We start from the raw sequence: 14,586 nt of genomic DNA on the forward strand, positions 1-14,586 counted from the left end.
AACCGTGGCACCTTGCTGTGATTGCCGCGGCTTTGATCGTCGTGTCGGCTCCGCGCGCTTTGATCGTCGTGTCGGCTCTTCGCGCCGTGGTAAGCCGCGACGAGATGCGACGGTGGTCGAATCCGCAGTCGCCTGCCGCGCCGCCAGGGCTTGCGAAGATCCCCACCCCAACCTTGGTGAAGCCTTCGACGTCCGCGCCGAACGCGACGTGGCGGACACACCTCGCGTGGCACTACCACCGGCTCTACTGCTGCGTGCCGTGCCTGTAGTGGGTGTCGCGCCCGTACGTCGCGTCGTGGCCGGTGCAGCCCGTCCTCTCGTATTCTGTTGTGCACTCATACTTCTCGCCTACTCTCGCGTGCACAGGCACCTCGCAGCGCGATCCTGACGTGCACCAGGATTGATTGCTTATTACCCCAACTAATGACGGTGCGGGACCAAGTCAGTGCTTGAAGATGTGTTTGACCTTCTGGCCCGCCTCCTTGAGCTTGTCGCCGGCTTGTTTGGCCTGGCCCTTGGCCTGGTCTGCGCTTCCCTCGGCCTCCATCCTTTCATTTCCCAGGCTTTTGCCGACAGTCTTCTTGGTAGCGCCCCCGGCAGTTTCGGCCTTGTGTCGGATCTTCTTCACGATGCTCATGGCGTTTCTTTCTCTACGGCGATCGGCGGCCGAACGGTTTTGCCCAGTCGTCTTCCCCTGGATCGCCCATGGTGATCGACGTCGTAACTGCAGACTCCGAAGTTGCCCGCTATCGGATGTGCATGACTGCAGTTGCTCAACGGGCGCGCGACTGCAGCGGTCGCCGCGAAAACCAGGACGACCAGTCCGAAGACGATGAGCATGACGGCCTCCCGGCCATGGCGTAATGCCTAGTCAACGCCGCATTCTGCAGCGCGTCAACACCGTAGGTCTCGCTGATGGCCCCGGGGTGAACCGTCCGCGACACCAGGTCACTCAATTACGTTGATCAGCAGCGCGATTCCGTCATTTGTCCGGAGCGCGCAACAATGCGCGGACCCTCCGTATGAAGCGCCCCAAGTTTGCTACGCGTGAAATTCGTTCGCTACATTTTGCGAACGCAGCGAGGATCGCCTCGGAAGTCTTGGTCCAGACGAAAGGTTTCGGGTTCTCCCATCTCCGCCGCGAGTGCTCACAGCTTCCGTACGCGCGATCCGGAACGCGCCCGCGGCGGACGCGCGTCGAGATAGGTCGCGCAGTAGGTGGTCACTGTGTGCGGCATTCGCCCGCCTCACAGACTCACCCGGTGGGGCGTTTCCGGCCTCAGGAGCGTACACCAGCATGAGACGCGAAAGTTACTGCACTACAATATGATATCAATCTAGTCGCGAAATACCTGCGGCGTTTCCGGAAGGTGCCGGCATGCACCTCGACATTGCGACAGGATCTTCACGATGATGCTGTCGACCCCTGCACCGGGCGGATTGTCGATCCGGACAGGGGGCTGCGCTCGCCGTACGTCTCGGTGGCTTCACAACGAGAGGTCCCCCGCCCGGCGCCCCGGTAAACCCAGGAAGCAGCTAAACCATGCGTCACAACGTATATATGGGTTCGACTGCTTTCCTGGATAGGCTGACCAGTATCATCCCGCTTCGACGGACCGTCCCGTGTCAGGCGGTCGGTGGTACCTCGAAGCGCTCCCATACCCGGTGCGTCTTCAAGAGCTGGGCGACTGCGGCCAGAGCCGCTTCTGCATCCGCATCAACTCCGACGCCTGGTGCAGCCTCGTCGATACCGGCAGCAGCGAGCACACCCGTGTTCTCACCCCAAACGCCAATCGCCTTGCAATGTCTGTACATTTCGTTGAGAAGCGTGTCAACACGGGGATCCAGCTTGTCTTCGTCGATCCTGAACGCGTCACCGCTCAACAGGATTGCGTCGAACTCGATCGAACGCGCTGTGAGATACGTCCTCTGCACGGTCACCGCGTTCTTCCCCTCTCCGATCGTCCCTCCGTGCGGTCCGAGGACAAGCGGCACCATACCGGCGTCGACGATCTTCTCGCGCACAGAGGCGACGGTATCCAGATCGGAGTTCTCGTCGACGGCCAGCGCGATAATCCTGCCGTCGACGGGCCATTCCGCGCCCACTTGCGAGAGCGCTGGGCTCGGCTCCGAATCCTCCAGTGGCTCTGTAGGTTCGGGGACCTCGAGCCCGATCCCCCTCGCCACCGTCTTGGCGAGCACTGGGTCGATGTTCGCCAAAATCTCCAGATTCCGAATCTTGATGTTCTCCTCGAAGCACTTCCCCAATTCGAAGGTATATGCCCCTGCGACGTGCTCCTGCTCGATCGGAGACAGACTGCGGTAGAACAGACGCGCCTGCGAGAAGTGATCGTCGAACGTCGCCGGTGCCTGACGCACCTTACGGCCTGAAACTTCTTCGGGCACTTCGATGTAGGCGGCGCTCTCTGCCGAGGCCAGGAACGGGCAACCCCCATCGAGCGAATTGGGATGGTACGGCGCTACCCCGGTGTGGACCCCGTCCTGGTGGAAGCCGTCGCGAAGCATGTCGTTGACGGGTACATGAGGACGGTTGATCGGGATCTGATCGAAGTTGGGACCGCCGAGACGCGTGATCTGAGTATCGAGATACGAGAATAAACGTGCCTGCAGCAGAGAATCATTGGTGATGTCGATACCTGGCACCAAATGGCCCGGATGGAATGCAACTTGTTCGGTCTCGGCGAAGAAATTGGTGGGGTTGGCGTCGAGTGTCATCGTTCCGATGATCTGAACCGGCGCAATCTCCTCCGGAACGATCTTCGTGGGGTCCAGCAGATCGATGCCTTCGAACATTTCGTCTTCGGTATCCGGAAACACCTGAACCCCGAGATCCCAGGACGGATACGCGCCGGCTTCGATGGCATCCGCGAGGTCGCGGCGATGGAAGTCCGGGTCTACCCCACCTGCTATCTGAGCTTCCTCCCACACCAGCGAGTGAACGCCTGCCGCCGGTTTCCAATGGAACTTGATCAAATTCGTTTCACCGTCGGGGTTCACGAGTCGGAACGTGTGGATGCCGAAGCCCTCCATCATGCGATACGAGCGGGGGATGCCTCGATCGGACATATTCCACAACGTGTGAGCGGTCGCCTCGGTGTGAAGGGAAACGAAATCCCAGAACGTATCGTGCGCGCTCTGTGCTTGCGGGATCTCACGATCCGGGTGAGGTTTCGCAGCATGAATGATGTCGGGAAACTTGATTCCGTCTTGAATGAAGAAAACCGGAATGTTGTTGCCTACCAAGTCGAAAACACCTTCGTCGGTGTAGAACTTAGTGGCAAAGCCGCGTGTGTCTCGCACGGTGTCCGCAGAACCTCGAGAACCCAGCACCGTCGAGAATCTCACGAATACCGGGGTCCTTGCGCCCGATGCGAACATGGCTGCTTTGCAAATACTTTCGGCTGCCCCATTAGCCAGGAACGTTCCGTGTGCAGCGGCACCACGTGCATGCACAACCCTCTCAGGAATTCTCTCGTGATCGAAGTGAGTGATCTTCTCGCGAAGGTGGTGGTCTTGAAGGAGGGTCGGCCCCCGCTCACCTGCAGTGAGTGAGTGGTCGGTCTCGTACAGTCGCGTCCCCGTTGCAGTAGTGAGATATTCACCCCGCTGCCCGCGGCCGTTACCCTTCACCTTCTCTTCTGCGCCCGCAACAGTGCGCACCTCAGGCTGTCTCTGGTCGTCCTTGGGAGGCAGCGGTTGGCGGGGCTTGACAGGCTCGCGCAGGTCCGGCGTTTGCGAGGATGGTGCGCCTGGGACGGATTCAGGTGACGGCATTGAACAACTCCTCTTGATTACAGGATGGATCGAGCAACCGAGCACTTCGGCTCAGGTACGCCCCGAACCGAGGGTGACGAGTGGGCCTCGACTATTGCTCGGACCGTTGTCGTGCTTGGTCCGCGGCCGCTTCCGCGCGAGCTTTCTCGGCTGCTGCTTCATTCTCGGCGACTTCCGCTGGCTCTCGGCCTTCTCCCGCTAGGCTCGTCCTTCCCGAGACAAGCTGTCGTTACCGCTGACCACACCAGAAGCTTCCTTCGCCTTGCCCTTGACGCCTTCGACGCCTACGCAGGGACTGCTCCTGTCCTCCGGCATGTGAATCCTCCAGTTTCGATACGGAGACATATGTTGCGATTCATACACTCAAGGCACTACCCGAAGCTAGATCTGACAAACATCGGTGTCAGTCAAGGGATCGGCGCCGATGGCTTCGCGGCCCGATTGACGTCACTCGACAAGACTATAGCCACGCTTGACGTGCTTTCCTTAATCGCCGAACGGCAACAATGGAGGATCGCCTGAGGCCAAGTAGACACGTGCGAGAATGCCTCATTCGACTCGATCGGGTCGGTATTGATCGGTCTCGGCGCTTCGATGCGCATTCGGTTTTTGCGGGTGGCGGGCGGGGTCGGTTGTTGGGCGGTGGCACCGCGAACGTTCAGGACGTTCGGGATCTCAATACGGGAAGCAATCCCTGAACATCGAGAGGCATTCGTACACATCAGCTTTCCCATTGCGACGCGGTGAGATCAGCGCCGCAACGATGAAGATCGCTGGTATCGGAATTGTTTGCTCATACCGATTCCCCGCTCAGGGCCGTTTCAGTCAATTGCAGTGGGGGCCAGTCGTCGACGTCGCGAAGAAGTTGGCGATCGTGGGTGGAGAGAACGACCGCGGCGTAGGTCGCGGCCAATGCCTCGGTGAGTTCGTCGACGAGGGCGACTGAGAGGTGGTTCGTCGGCTCGTCGAGTAGGAGCACATGCGGCTTGCCGGCTAGTACCATCGCGAGGTCGAGACGACGTTGTTGTCCCATCGACAGTTCACCGATCCGCTTGCTCGACTCACGCGCGCGCAGGAGGCCGAGGTGCGAGAGCCCGATTGCATCGGACGGCTCGAGTGTCCCCGCTGCAATGAGCGCGTCGAGGTGAGCGGCATATACCTCACCCGCCCGCCTGTGCAGGGGCAGATCGGTTTCCTGACGGAGGTACCCGAGACGGGTGCCCTGCGACCTCCGGACGGAACCCGTACTCGGTTGCAGTTCACCGGCTATCACGCTCAACAGCGTCGACTTCCCGGCACCGTTGGGGCCGGCTACGACGAGGCGATCGCGGCGAGAGAGCGTAAAGGAAACCTGGCAGCCCAAGCGCGCCGCTACGCAGACCCGATCCGCACTCACCAACACCTGACCGGCTGTTGTTGCTAGTTCAGGTAACCGAAATTGCTGGGGTGGTTCCGGCACCGTCACCGCGTGCGCTTCGAGCTGCTCCTGGCGGCGATGAACGCTCTGCACGAGCCCGCCCGCGCGCGTCGCGCGACCGTGCTTGTTCGTTCCCTTCTCCGGTCGCCATCCAGATTGGAGACGGTTCTGCGCTGAGCTGAGACTGTCTTTCAGTCGGGCATGTTCGGCTTGTTGGTGGTCGTACTTCTGTTCCCAGAGTGTGCGTTCGGCGAGGCGGCCCTCGCGGTAGCCGGCGTAGCCGTTGCCGTACAGGCGGATCCGGTCATCGGGTGAGGGGTCGAGGTCCACGATGGTCTCCGCAACATCGGAGAGCAGTGCGCGATCGTGGGTGACGACAACGACGCCTCCCTGGCGCTCTCGGAGCCGTACAGTCAGGAATTCGAGACCACTTCGGTCGAGGTGGTTTGTGGGCTCGTCGAGTAGCAGAAAATCGTCATCGGCACCCAGAAGGCAGGCCAAACGTACGCGGTATCGCTGCCCAACGGAGAGAGTGTCAAGCAACCGGTCAGGATCGGTTTCTGCGTCGAGCGCTTCGAGGGCTATGTGCACCCGTCGCTCGGCATCCCAAGCGTTCAGCACTTCGGCATATTCCAATGCGGCCGAGTATCGCTGCGCGCCGTCGGCGGTTCCATCGGATATCGCGAGTATGGCGGCGTCGAGTGACGCCAGCGCCGCGATCGATTCGGCTATCGCCTCCGCGACGGCTTGACCGACTGTTCGATCGTCGTGTGCCGGCATCTCCTGCTCCGCGACACCAAGTCTTCCGATGCGTTGCACCGTGCCGGAGTCAGGAGTGAGGGTTCCGTCGAGCACGTGGAGGAGGGTGGATTTCCCTCGCCCGTTCTCTCCCACAATGGCGATACGCGATGTAGGAGTGACATTGAGGTCGACGTGGTTCAAGACCGGGTTCGCACCGCGCATCACCGATACGTCGGAAGCGATCAGCTGGGCGCGTTGGCGCATGGATTGAGGGTTCGTAGAAGTGAGCATTCGGATCCTTAGAGAAGGCCCACCGGCTGCCAATGGCAAACAGGTACGCCGAAGACGGCGACCCCACGCAGGGGTCGATAACGAGCGGCCGCCGCAAGCTCGGATGACTCGACGAGCGCGGAAGGCCTTACTCAGCCGTCTTAGAGAAAGTACAAATGCACGTCCCAAAGGTAAATGTATTAAGAACCTTTTGCAAACGATTTAGGCGGTTCCGGCTTGGGCACAAGGGGACGCCGGCGGCTGGATGTCGTCTATTCCACTCGACCGAACGAGCACCGTCCCAAGGACAGAGTGCAAACCGAGGTTTCTGCCTCGAATCGCTTTGCGTGTCAATCGAACTCCTCGGCTGCGACCGTGGTGAATACCTGTGAGTGCAAGTCGAGTTCGGCATCGATGGGTAGATGTGGAATGTGCACGGCGAAAAGCTTGACCTCGTCCTCTCTGATCGGTTGGTCGGGTCCGAGTGGCAACGGGTACCACCTGAAATCCTGGATGCTTGGGCCGCAATACTATTCACACCCACCTTGATCTGCGCCATCTACTGCATGAACTTCGACACCATGCCAGAGCTGCACTGGACGTTCGGATACCCGCTCGCCTTCGGTCTGATGCTGCTCGTCGCCCCGAGTGGAAATCTCGGCCTCGGTGAACACCGATAAATCTGTTGGCGAAGACGACGGCCACTGCTATTCTCTCCTCGAAGCCGTGCGAGAGAACGAGGAGGTGGTACCCGTGAACGTATCGACGTGGGTGCTCCTTCTCAGGGTCACGGTCGGGCGATAGGTCGTCCGGGAGCGCCGTTCAACGAGCACTCCCGAAAGGCACGACCATGCACTTCACTACCGAACGGCGCCTCGAAAACGGCAGCCTCGAACGCGATTTCACCCTCGGCGAGATCCCCGGCACCCTGTGGACGCCCACCTCTTCGCCGGCGCCACTGATCCTGCTCGGACACCCCGGCGGACTCCGCAAAATGTACCCCCGGCTGGCGGGACGAGCCCAGCACTGCGTGGCGAACGGCTTCGCCGCGGCCACCATCGAGCTCCCCGGGAGCGGTGCCCGGCCCCGATCAACCGAAGCCGAGCAGGCCCGCGCCGATCTACATCGGGCGCTGACGGCCGGCGAGCCGGTTGACGAGAAGATCATCGACCGACTGGTCCTCCCGCTGGTCGAGAAGGCGGTCCCGGAGTGGCAGACCACCCTGGACGCCCTGCTTGCACTACCCGAGATCAGTGGCCCGGTCGGGTACTCGGGTGGGGTGATCGCTATCGGTATCCGGCTGGCGGTGGTCGAACCGCGAATCGTGGCCGCCGGTCTCTTCGCCGGGAGTTTCGTGCCCCGCGTCATGTTCGACGAGGCCCGTCAGGTCACGATTCCGCTGCACGTTCTGTTGCAGTGGGACGACGAAGGAAACGACCGACAGTTGGCACTGGACTTGTTCGACGCCTTCGAATCCCAAGAGAAAACGCTGCAGGCCAACATGGGTGGGCATACTGGCGTCCCGCAGTTCGCGGGGGACGATGCTGGCCGGTTCTTCCTCCGCCACCTCCAGTGAGGCCTGAAGTGCCTACGCGAGTACACCGCCCGATCTCGAAAACCGTCTCGCTGCTCAATTCAGTTGTCGGGATCGACCGTGAGTGTGGGCACTCGAACAGCGAGTTGGCGGAGAATCCCATTGAGTGTGTCGGTAGCGTCAATCAACAGCAATTCTGCGGCATCGGGTGTTCGCCCGCGAGCTGTCAAGGTCATTCCAGAGCGATCAGGTGCCCGAGTCACGGTCAATGCTCTCGAGTAGTCGGATACTGTGCCACCGTGTGCGGCCGCGAGCCGATTACTCATCATCCCAACCAGTTCCGAAGAGTCGAAGCTCTCGTAGGCAATGTATCTGGATTGATACGTATCGACTACATGCGCAGACGGAGGAGGAACACTGAACTCTACGAACGCGGTCTTCGTGAAGGTGATCGCCTTTGTCCACCATAGAAGTCCGAAGACGACTACCACAACAGCGATGAGCGCCAGCAGTACCGGGCGGAGTCGCTGCGAGTGAAATATTCCCATCGGTCAGTTGTACCGGTCTCCGTCATGGACGACGCTTTAGCGTGGACACGCTGGCATTCCGGCCATGTCGCATCGAACCATGTTATTGCCCGCCTCCATAGACCAAGACGGGCGGACAGCCCAGAGTCGGAACAATCGCAGATCAGGTGAAGTCGGCTGCCCCAGCGAGCCATTCGGTATGGTCCAGAGATGATAGTGCTTGGTGTGATCTTACTGATCGTTGCAACAGGTTTGAACTGGCTGTACGCAGTGCGGTTGTCGACGATCAATGCCGGGCGTCGACTGCCGATTGTCACGGGGCAATACCCGATCAGGCCGCCTATGCGTGTATCCGCTCTTCGAGGCGTCGGTGCCGGTGTTTCGATACTAGGTGCATTGATACTGGCACAAGAACTTTGGTTCGATCGGCCCCTACTTGGATCGCTTCTCTGTGCAGTCCTCGCGGTATCAGCCATTGTGGTTCCCGCACTGATCGCTACCGTTGCACACAACGGGCCCCTTCGTGCGCGGCCACAAACTAAAGCCTAGAGTTCTGCAGACTCCGCCCAACACAGAGATATCCAGGCAGTAACAGGCCGGGGCGGGCACTGGGTAGCGTCGTCGGCATGAACCCGCTGAATGTCGCAGGACGCGCTCGCACGATTGTCATGCAGATCGACTAACGCATCAAGAGAACTTCACGTACGCATCGGGGTCACGTTCCCACGACAATAACCATGCCAGGTGCATACTCCTATAATGACCGTCGATTCCGAATTTGCTCTACCGCAGTTTCTTTGGATGGTGCTCATCTTCGTCGGAGTGCCCACGATGATCAGTGCAGGCATCATCTCGTCAATCTGGCGATCAGAGCGAACTAGACCCGAGCAATCGTCGAACCGATCCGCAGCTACGCAGCCAGCCGGCGGGGGTCCGCTGGGGCTGTGGACTACCGGCCTGGTCGCGTTCTTGCTGGGACTTCTGTCCTGTGTGGGCTGGCTGAGCTGGTCCGTCGACTATCGGGGCGAGTTCCGTAGGCCCGGCCTGCCGGCACCGACCCAGTTCCCCACTTGGCAGGTGGTCGCCTGCGGAATAACCGTGATTCTGGCATGTTTCGTCGCTGCACATTTCTCGCGTTGGACCACGGCAGGTGGTTTCGCCGCCGCTGTAGGTACGACAGCAGGATTCACGACTGCATTCAGCGTTGCAGCCAGTACTGATGCCACCGGCCAAGCAGGCGTAGGCGTGGTGCTGTCCGCGCTTGGATGGGGCGCTTGCCTAAGCGTGCTCATGCTCCTGCGTGGTATCTGGGTAAACCGACAACGCGACTAGAGATCCTATCCGGAGGTATTTGTATACGGCCGCAGTTCTTTCCAGCCCTTCCTCGATATGGTTGACGCCGTAGCCCGCAGATTCTCGTACAGCGAACCTGAGTCAAGTCGGCAGCGAAGGCAAATCATGCTTGCCCGACGCGGGTTCGGCCCGTTTCCCGGGAGTTGGCCACAAGCGGAAACGCATATGCTGCCATTTCGGCTTGATAATCAGCGACCGCTTCAACCAGCGACGCGTGAGGGCTCCTGGCTTCACAGAGCGTCCGGGTCAACTCGGACGCGTCACGCATCGCGGTGTTTGCTCCCATCGCCAGTACCGGACTCATCGCGTGGATCGCATCGCCGATTAGCGTGACGCGACTCGGTTCCCAGTCACGTACAGGCGCCGCGGTAGAGATTCGAAGAGGCAGTACACATTGCTCGGGATCTTCCCCATCGCAGCACTCGTCGGCGTCGCCGTCGCAAAACGGAAGACAACAGAGCGACACCGAAATCCGCTACCGTTCTTCGACTCTCCTGAGCGGGTTCTGGACGAACTCGCACGGAGATGCATGATCGACTCGTACGGGCTGATCACCCGTCAGTTCAACAATCGTTCGCGAACGACGTGGACCAAGATTGTCGACATCCTGGTCGGTCACTACAGACAGCAGTACACAATTCCACTGATTCGCGAACTGTGGGTCGGGCAACATCTGAATGCGAGCATCCGTAGTCTCGACCAGATCTGGTGCGACGAGATAGCTGTTCTCGTCTTCGAGCAGTTCGAAATTCACGCGCCACGCTTCAACCGCTTGTCACACCTACAGTGCGCCATTGCCGTCGAAATTATCGAGCGACTTGCTCAGTACGCCTTCCGGACCAACCCGTCCGGCGACGAGACGGTACTGGCCGAGTCGCACGACGCACTTCGCGAGTACTTTTCATCCTTTGAATAGGTACCACGCGTACGAGTCGGTCTACGCGCACGAATCAACACGACGACCAGGTTCCGGCGCTTCACCCCTTCGCGGAGAATCCGTCTTGTGCGCAATGCATTTCGCGTCTACTTCCGCGACTGAGTTCAGCAAGCGTTATACAGCAACAGGTCTCACACCCGTGAGCGCCATAAGACGATCGAGCACCGCTTTGAGTCAGACGCAGTGGGCCGCCACTACCCACGAGTTTCCGCTCAGAACCTTGCAGTGAGATTTGGGTTTTGGGGATTCTCGAAAATCCGAACAGCTTCTGCAACAACGGCGTAGGCAAAATCCGGAACTTCAGCTTCAGCCGGCAGGGCTGACAGCTTTTCCTTCGTCAACGGAGAATTGAGTGCCCGAAGTGGTGTCGCGGCTTGCCCCATCCACGGGGCGAATACCTCGACAGCAGTCGTGTCCGCGATACCGAGGCGTCCGATTTCATCGACAACCTTGTCGAATGTGAGCCACACTTGGTCTCCCAATTGCTCGGCAAAGAGTGTGTACGAACCCCATGACCATTGGGCACGTTGGAGATTCGCAGTCAGCCTCACGGCGCCGTCGGCCGCCACGCCTCGTAGTTGCCCGTCTTCCCATACCCAATCGACTTCGAGGTCGGGGTCGATACTTTTTTGCGGCGTGGTCATTTCGATCGCGTTCGCTCTCTTCGTTTCCTTGCACTTGCGCATTTGTCGAGGCACCGGTGTACCTCTATTGCTGTGTACCTCTATTGCGTTCCTTGGATCACGACCCATGCAATCACGAATGCCGGCCGCTGTGAACCGAAGTTTCGATGCCTAGCAGGGTTTACATCGAGGTTTGCGCAGGTATACGCGCTTTCCGCCGGTTGAAATTGAGACCCGACTGTAACATTCGGACATCGTGGAATCGCTCGCCGATCAAACATATTGCAGCAGAAACACATTAAGGATTCTCTGCGCACAAAGCTGCTCCGCAACTGCGGAGTAGACATGACACATCTCACCGAAGACGGCCGATGCGGAATTCTCTCCGGACCAGTGTGTTGCATTGACTGACGCTGTTTTGCCGATTGGGCCTGTCTTCGGGTCCTGTCTCCAACGAAAGGTTGTGCAATGACCAAGTTGCTGTTTGCCGTCACCTCTGCAGATCACTGGACGCTCAACGACGGGACCGCCCACCCCACCGGATACTGGGCCGAGGAGCTGGTCGAATCTCATAAGGCGTTCGTCGATGCCGGGTACGACATCGTGATTGCAACACCCGGCGGCAAGGTCCCGGTTGTGGATGAAGGAAGCCTTGCCCCCGAGGTCAATGGAGGTCAGGAGGGCGCCGACCGTATGCGCAAGTACATTGCCGATCTGCAGCCGGCGCTGAACTCGCCCCACATTCTCGAAGATATCGACGCCGACACCTTCGACGTGGTCTTTGTTCCGGGCGGGCACGGGCCGATGGAGGATCTCGCAGTGTCCACAGCCTTCGGCGAGCTTCTGGTGAAATTCTTGGACGCAGGCAAGGTTGTCTCAGCAGTCTGTCACGCACCGGCAGCGTTGCTTCCCGCACGCAGATCCGATGGAAGCTGGCTGTTCGACGGCTACAACCTCACCTCCTTCACCAACGAGGAGGAGACCCAGGCAGGTTTGGCGGACAAGGCTCCGTGGCTGCTCGAAACGAAGCTACGCGAGCAGGGCGGCAAGTTCTCGAACGACGAGGCGTGGTCCCCTTACGTTGTAGTGGACCGAAAGTTGTACACCGGACAAAATCCCGCGTCGTCCAAGCCCCTCGCAGAGCGAATCATCGCGGACTTGAGCTGAGCGAAATCCCTAAGCGGGGAGCCATGCATGCCCCGCTTAGGGAATCGTCATGTGCGAGAGCGCTTTTCCATCGCACGCAAATTGATCTAGATCTGGGTGTAAACCGACTTCGTCTTCATATATCCCTCGATGCCCTCTCTGCCGTGCTCGTAGCCCCATCCGGACTGCTTGTATCCGCCGAACGGCATAGCGTGGTCGAAGACCATCTGGCAGTTCAGGGTGACAGTTCCGGCGTCCAGTCGCTTCGCGAGGCGGTGAGCACGTCCGACGTCCGAGGTCCACGCCGTGGCAGCGAGCCCGTATGTGGTGTCGTTTGCCATGGCAACCACTTGGTCATCGTCGTCGAACGGCATGATCGGAACGACGGGTCCGAAAATTTCCTGCTGATAGAGCCGCATGTCGGGCCTGACATCGGTGAGGACGGTGGGATGCACGAAATAACCCGGCCGGTCGATCCGGGATCCGCCTGCCACTACCTCGACACCGTCGCGCTTTCCCTCTTCGACGAAGCCCATGACTCGAGTGAGCTGCTTTTGACTGATGAGCGGACCGATGTGGACGCCCTCATCCTTAGGCCCGCCCAGCTTCAGCGAATTGGCAATCGCCGCAATGCCCTCCACGACCTGATCGTAGACACCGCGCTGAACGAAGATGCGTGAGCCGCTGATGCAGCCCTGACCGGAGTGCACGAAGATACCCATCGCGGCACTCAGGATGGCCGTGTTCAGATCGGCGTCGTCATAGATCAGTACGGGTGACTTGCCGCCGAGCTCGAGCATGACCTTCTTGAGGTTGCCACTGGCTACTTGCACGATCTTCTTGCCGACTTCGGTGGATCCCGTGAAAGCGATTTTGTCTACATCGGGATGCTCGCTCAGTGCCGCGCCTGCAGTGTGGCCGTAGCCGTTGACGAGGTTGACGACACCATCGGGCACGCCGGCCTGAGCCAATAACTTAACCAGTAGCAGTGCCGACAGCGGTGTTTCTTCGGCAGGCTTGACGATGACGCTGCACCCTGCGGCAAGGGCTGGAGCAAGTTTGGCGCACGCGTTGAAGATCGGGCCGTTCCACGGGAAGATCAGCCCGACGACACCCACGGGTTCCTTGAGCGTGTATCCGTGCATATTCGAATGAGCACCAGTGATCCCGCCGGTCATGTGCACGTCATGGGCGATGCCATTGACCTTCGTGCACCAGCCGCCGTAGTACCGGAAGAATTCGGCACTGGTCCCGACGATGGAATGCGCCTGAACGAATGGCATCCCGGTGTTGATCGAATCGAGCTGGGCGATCTCAGTTGCGTGTTCGTCGATCAAATCGGCAGCGCGCCAAAGGATTTTAGCCCTTTCATTGCCGGGGAGACCGTGCCACACACCGGCCTCGAAGGATTCGCGCGCACGAGAAACGGCTTCCTCGACCGCCTTTGCCCCGCCATCGGTGAACTCGGTGATCTGTTCTTCGGTCGCCGGGTCGATGACCGCAATGACTTCACCGGTGCCCGGGAGATTGCGTACCTCGTCCATGATCGATTGGAGTGTCATTCTGACTGCTTTCGGGTAGTTCGAAACTTGAGTCGATATCGCTGGCCGATTGGGTGATCGAATAGCGCGCCTGGGTGAAGATTCGGGCTGTTGGCACTAGCAGCCGGGAACGGTGGCCCCACTCCCCTGGATAGCCATCAAGGTGCAGTACGTCGTTGCGGAGACCTTCCAGGTACCAGCTTCCTGTACTGCCTCACCGGACTGGTCGGGAAGTACGGGAGTACCGCCCATCACGAGTGTCCATTTGACAGAGGCGTTGTCGGCGCCGGCTGCGGTGACGCCTTCTACGGTGGCAGTAGTTGCCATCGACTGCGGATCAGCGGCCATCGCTTCGAGCGTTGGGAGAAATACATCGCCGTTCTCGAGCAGGGCGGCACGCGCGGCAGGGGCGGTAGTTCCGTTGAAGAAGGTGATGTACGCGTCCGTGATTTCTTTGGTCGCCGCAGCGGACGCCACAGCGCTGGTTGTCGCTGCTGCCGGCGCCGAAGAACTTGTCGCCTTGGTTGATGAGGTGGTCTCGCTCGAACTGTCATCGGAGCTGCTACAGCCCGTCGCGAATGTAGTGACGATGAAGGCGCCGACGATCAGGGCTCGACCGATTACAGATTTACGCATGGTGAATCCTTTCCGGTGGACGGAACGGTTCCGCCACCACATGTTTCGAACTCCTGGCGTGTCAGA

The 14,586-nt window shown here is 59.8% G+C and carries 15 protein-coding genes and 2 pseudogenes; 7 read left to right on the top strand and 10 right to left on the bottom strand.

Going from position 1 to position 14,586, the window contains the following annotated elements:
- The first annotated feature begins 17 nt into the window (after positions 1-17).
- Positions 18-269, top strand: coding sequence for a hypothetical protein (locus C7T36_RS30050; RefSeq protein WP_033231563.1), 252 nt, complete (start codon positions 18-20; stop codon positions 267-269).
- 173 nt (positions 270-442) lie between these two features.
- Here C7T36_RS30050 and C7T36_RS07110 read toward each other — a convergent pair whose 3' ends face one another.
- Entirely contained in the window at positions 443-637 is a 195-nt protein-coding gene (locus C7T36_RS07110; protein WP_033231564.1) for a CsbD family protein, read from the bottom strand.
- Positions 638-705: 68 nt separating this feature from the next.
- Here C7T36_RS07110 and C7T36_RS30055 point away from each other — a divergent pair, with 68 nt between their 5' ends.
- Complete coding sequence (locus C7T36_RS30055) at positions 706-864, top strand: hypothetical protein (protein ID WP_155276674.1); 159 nt, start codon at positions 706-708, stop codon at positions 862-864.
- 762 nt (positions 865-1,626) lie between these two features.
- On the opposite strand, the gene C7T36_RS07115 is transcribed toward C7T36_RS30055, so the two are convergent.
- From C7T36_RS07115 to C7T36_RS30060, 4 genes and pseudogenes are all read right to left on the bottom strand, one after another.
- Entirely contained in the window at positions 1,627-3,795 is a 2,169-nt protein-coding gene (locus tag C7T36_RS07115; protein WP_033231565.1) for a catalase, read from the bottom strand.
- Between the two features lie 91 nt (positions 3,796-3,886).
- Positions 3,887-4,110 (bottom strand): annotated as a pseudogene (locus C7T36_RS30470) (CsbD family protein).
- A 478-nt stretch (positions 4,111-4,588) separates the two neighbouring features.
- Entirely contained in the window at positions 4,589-6,244 is a 1,656-nt protein-coding gene (locus C7T36_RS07125; protein ID WP_045064369.1) for an ABC-F family ATP-binding cassette domain-containing protein, read from the bottom strand.
- A 329-nt stretch (positions 6,245-6,573) separates the two neighbouring features.
- Positions 6,574-6,714: a hypothetical protein gene (locus C7T36_RS30060; RefSeq protein ID WP_162487717.1), complete on the bottom strand. Its 141-nt coding sequence runs from the start codon at positions 6,712-6,714 to the stop codon at positions 6,574-6,576.
- A gap of 18 nt (positions 6,715-6,732) precedes the next feature.
- On the opposite strand from C7T36_RS30060, the pseudogene C7T36_RS30475 reads away from it, so the two are divergent.
- Both C7T36_RS30475 and C7T36_RS07135 read left to right on the top strand, forming a co-directional pair.
- A pseudogene (locus C7T36_RS30475) lies at positions 6,733-6,903 on the top strand (CorA family divalent cation transporter); the annotation flags it as partial.
- A 170-nt stretch (positions 6,904-7,073) separates the two neighbouring features.
- Complete coding sequence (locus tag C7T36_RS07135) at positions 7,074-7,799, top strand: hypothetical protein (protein WP_045064371.1); 726 nt, start codon at positions 7,074-7,076, stop codon at positions 7,797-7,799.
- 59 nt (positions 7,800-7,858) lie between these two features.
- Here the strand turns inward: C7T36_RS07135 and C7T36_RS07140 are convergent, their stop codons facing one another.
- On the bottom strand, positions 7,859-8,305 hold the full coding sequence (locus tag C7T36_RS07140) for a hypothetical protein (RefSeq protein ID WP_045064373.1): 447 nt from the start codon (positions 8,303-8,305) through the stop codon (positions 7,859-7,861).
- A gap of 738 nt (positions 8,306-9,043) precedes the next feature.
- On the opposite strand from C7T36_RS07140, the gene C7T36_RS07150 reads away from it, so the two are divergent.
- Complete coding sequence (locus tag C7T36_RS07150) at positions 9,044-9,616, top strand: hypothetical protein (protein WP_033231571.1); 573 nt, start codon at positions 9,044-9,046, stop codon at positions 9,614-9,616.
- A 124-nt stretch (positions 9,617-9,740) separates the two neighbouring features.
- On the opposite strand, the gene C7T36_RS07155 is transcribed toward C7T36_RS07150, so the two are convergent.
- Positions 9,741-10,103, bottom strand: coding sequence for an NAD(P)/FAD-dependent oxidoreductase (locus C7T36_RS07155; protein ID WP_072782255.1), 363 nt, complete (start codon positions 10,101-10,103; stop codon positions 9,741-9,743).
- 63 nt (positions 10,104-10,166) lie between these two features.
- On the opposite strand from C7T36_RS07155, the gene C7T36_RS07160 reads away from it, so the two are divergent.
- A complete protein-coding gene (locus C7T36_RS07160; protein WP_072782253.1) occupies positions 10,167-10,553 on the top strand; it encodes a hypothetical protein in 387 nt (128 codons plus the stop codon).
- Between the two features lie 233 nt (positions 10,554-10,786).
- On the opposite strand, the gene C7T36_RS07165 is transcribed toward C7T36_RS07160, so the two are convergent.
- The gene (locus C7T36_RS07165; RefSeq protein WP_141484977.1) at positions 10,787-11,218 is read right to left on the bottom strand and encodes a hypothetical protein; all 432 of its coding nucleotides are present in this window, start codon (positions 11,216-11,218) and stop codon (positions 10,787-10,789) included.
- 447 nt (positions 11,219-11,665) lie between these two features.
- On the opposite strand from C7T36_RS07165, the gene C7T36_RS07170 reads away from it, so the two are divergent.
- Positions 11,666-12,364, top strand: a complete 699-nt coding sequence (locus C7T36_RS07170) for a type 1 glutamine amidotransferase domain-containing protein (RefSeq protein WP_045064378.1) — start codon at positions 11,666-11,668, stop codon at positions 12,362-12,364.
- A gap of 86 nt (positions 12,365-12,450) precedes the next feature.
- Here C7T36_RS07170 and C7T36_RS07175 read toward each other — a convergent pair whose 3' ends face one another.
- Positions 12,451-13,905 carry an aldehyde dehydrogenase gene (locus tag C7T36_RS07175; protein ID WP_045064380.1) on the bottom strand — a complete coding sequence of 485 codons (1,455 nt, stop codon included), beginning with the start codon at positions 13,903-13,905 and terminating at the stop codon, positions 12,451-12,453.
- Between the two features lie 96 nt (positions 13,906-14,001).
- Positions 14,002-14,520: a hypothetical protein gene (locus tag C7T36_RS07180; RefSeq protein ID WP_033231575.1), complete on the bottom strand. Its 519-nt coding sequence runs from the start codon at positions 14,518-14,520 to the stop codon at positions 14,002-14,004.
- Positions 14,521-14,586 lie beyond the last annotated feature (66 nt).

The sequence above is a fragment of the Rhodococcus sp. AD45-ID genome (assembly GCF_003023755.1).
Lineage (GTDB): Bacteria > Actinomycetota > Actinomycetes > Mycobacteriales > Mycobacteriaceae > Rhodococcus_F > Rhodococcus_F globerula.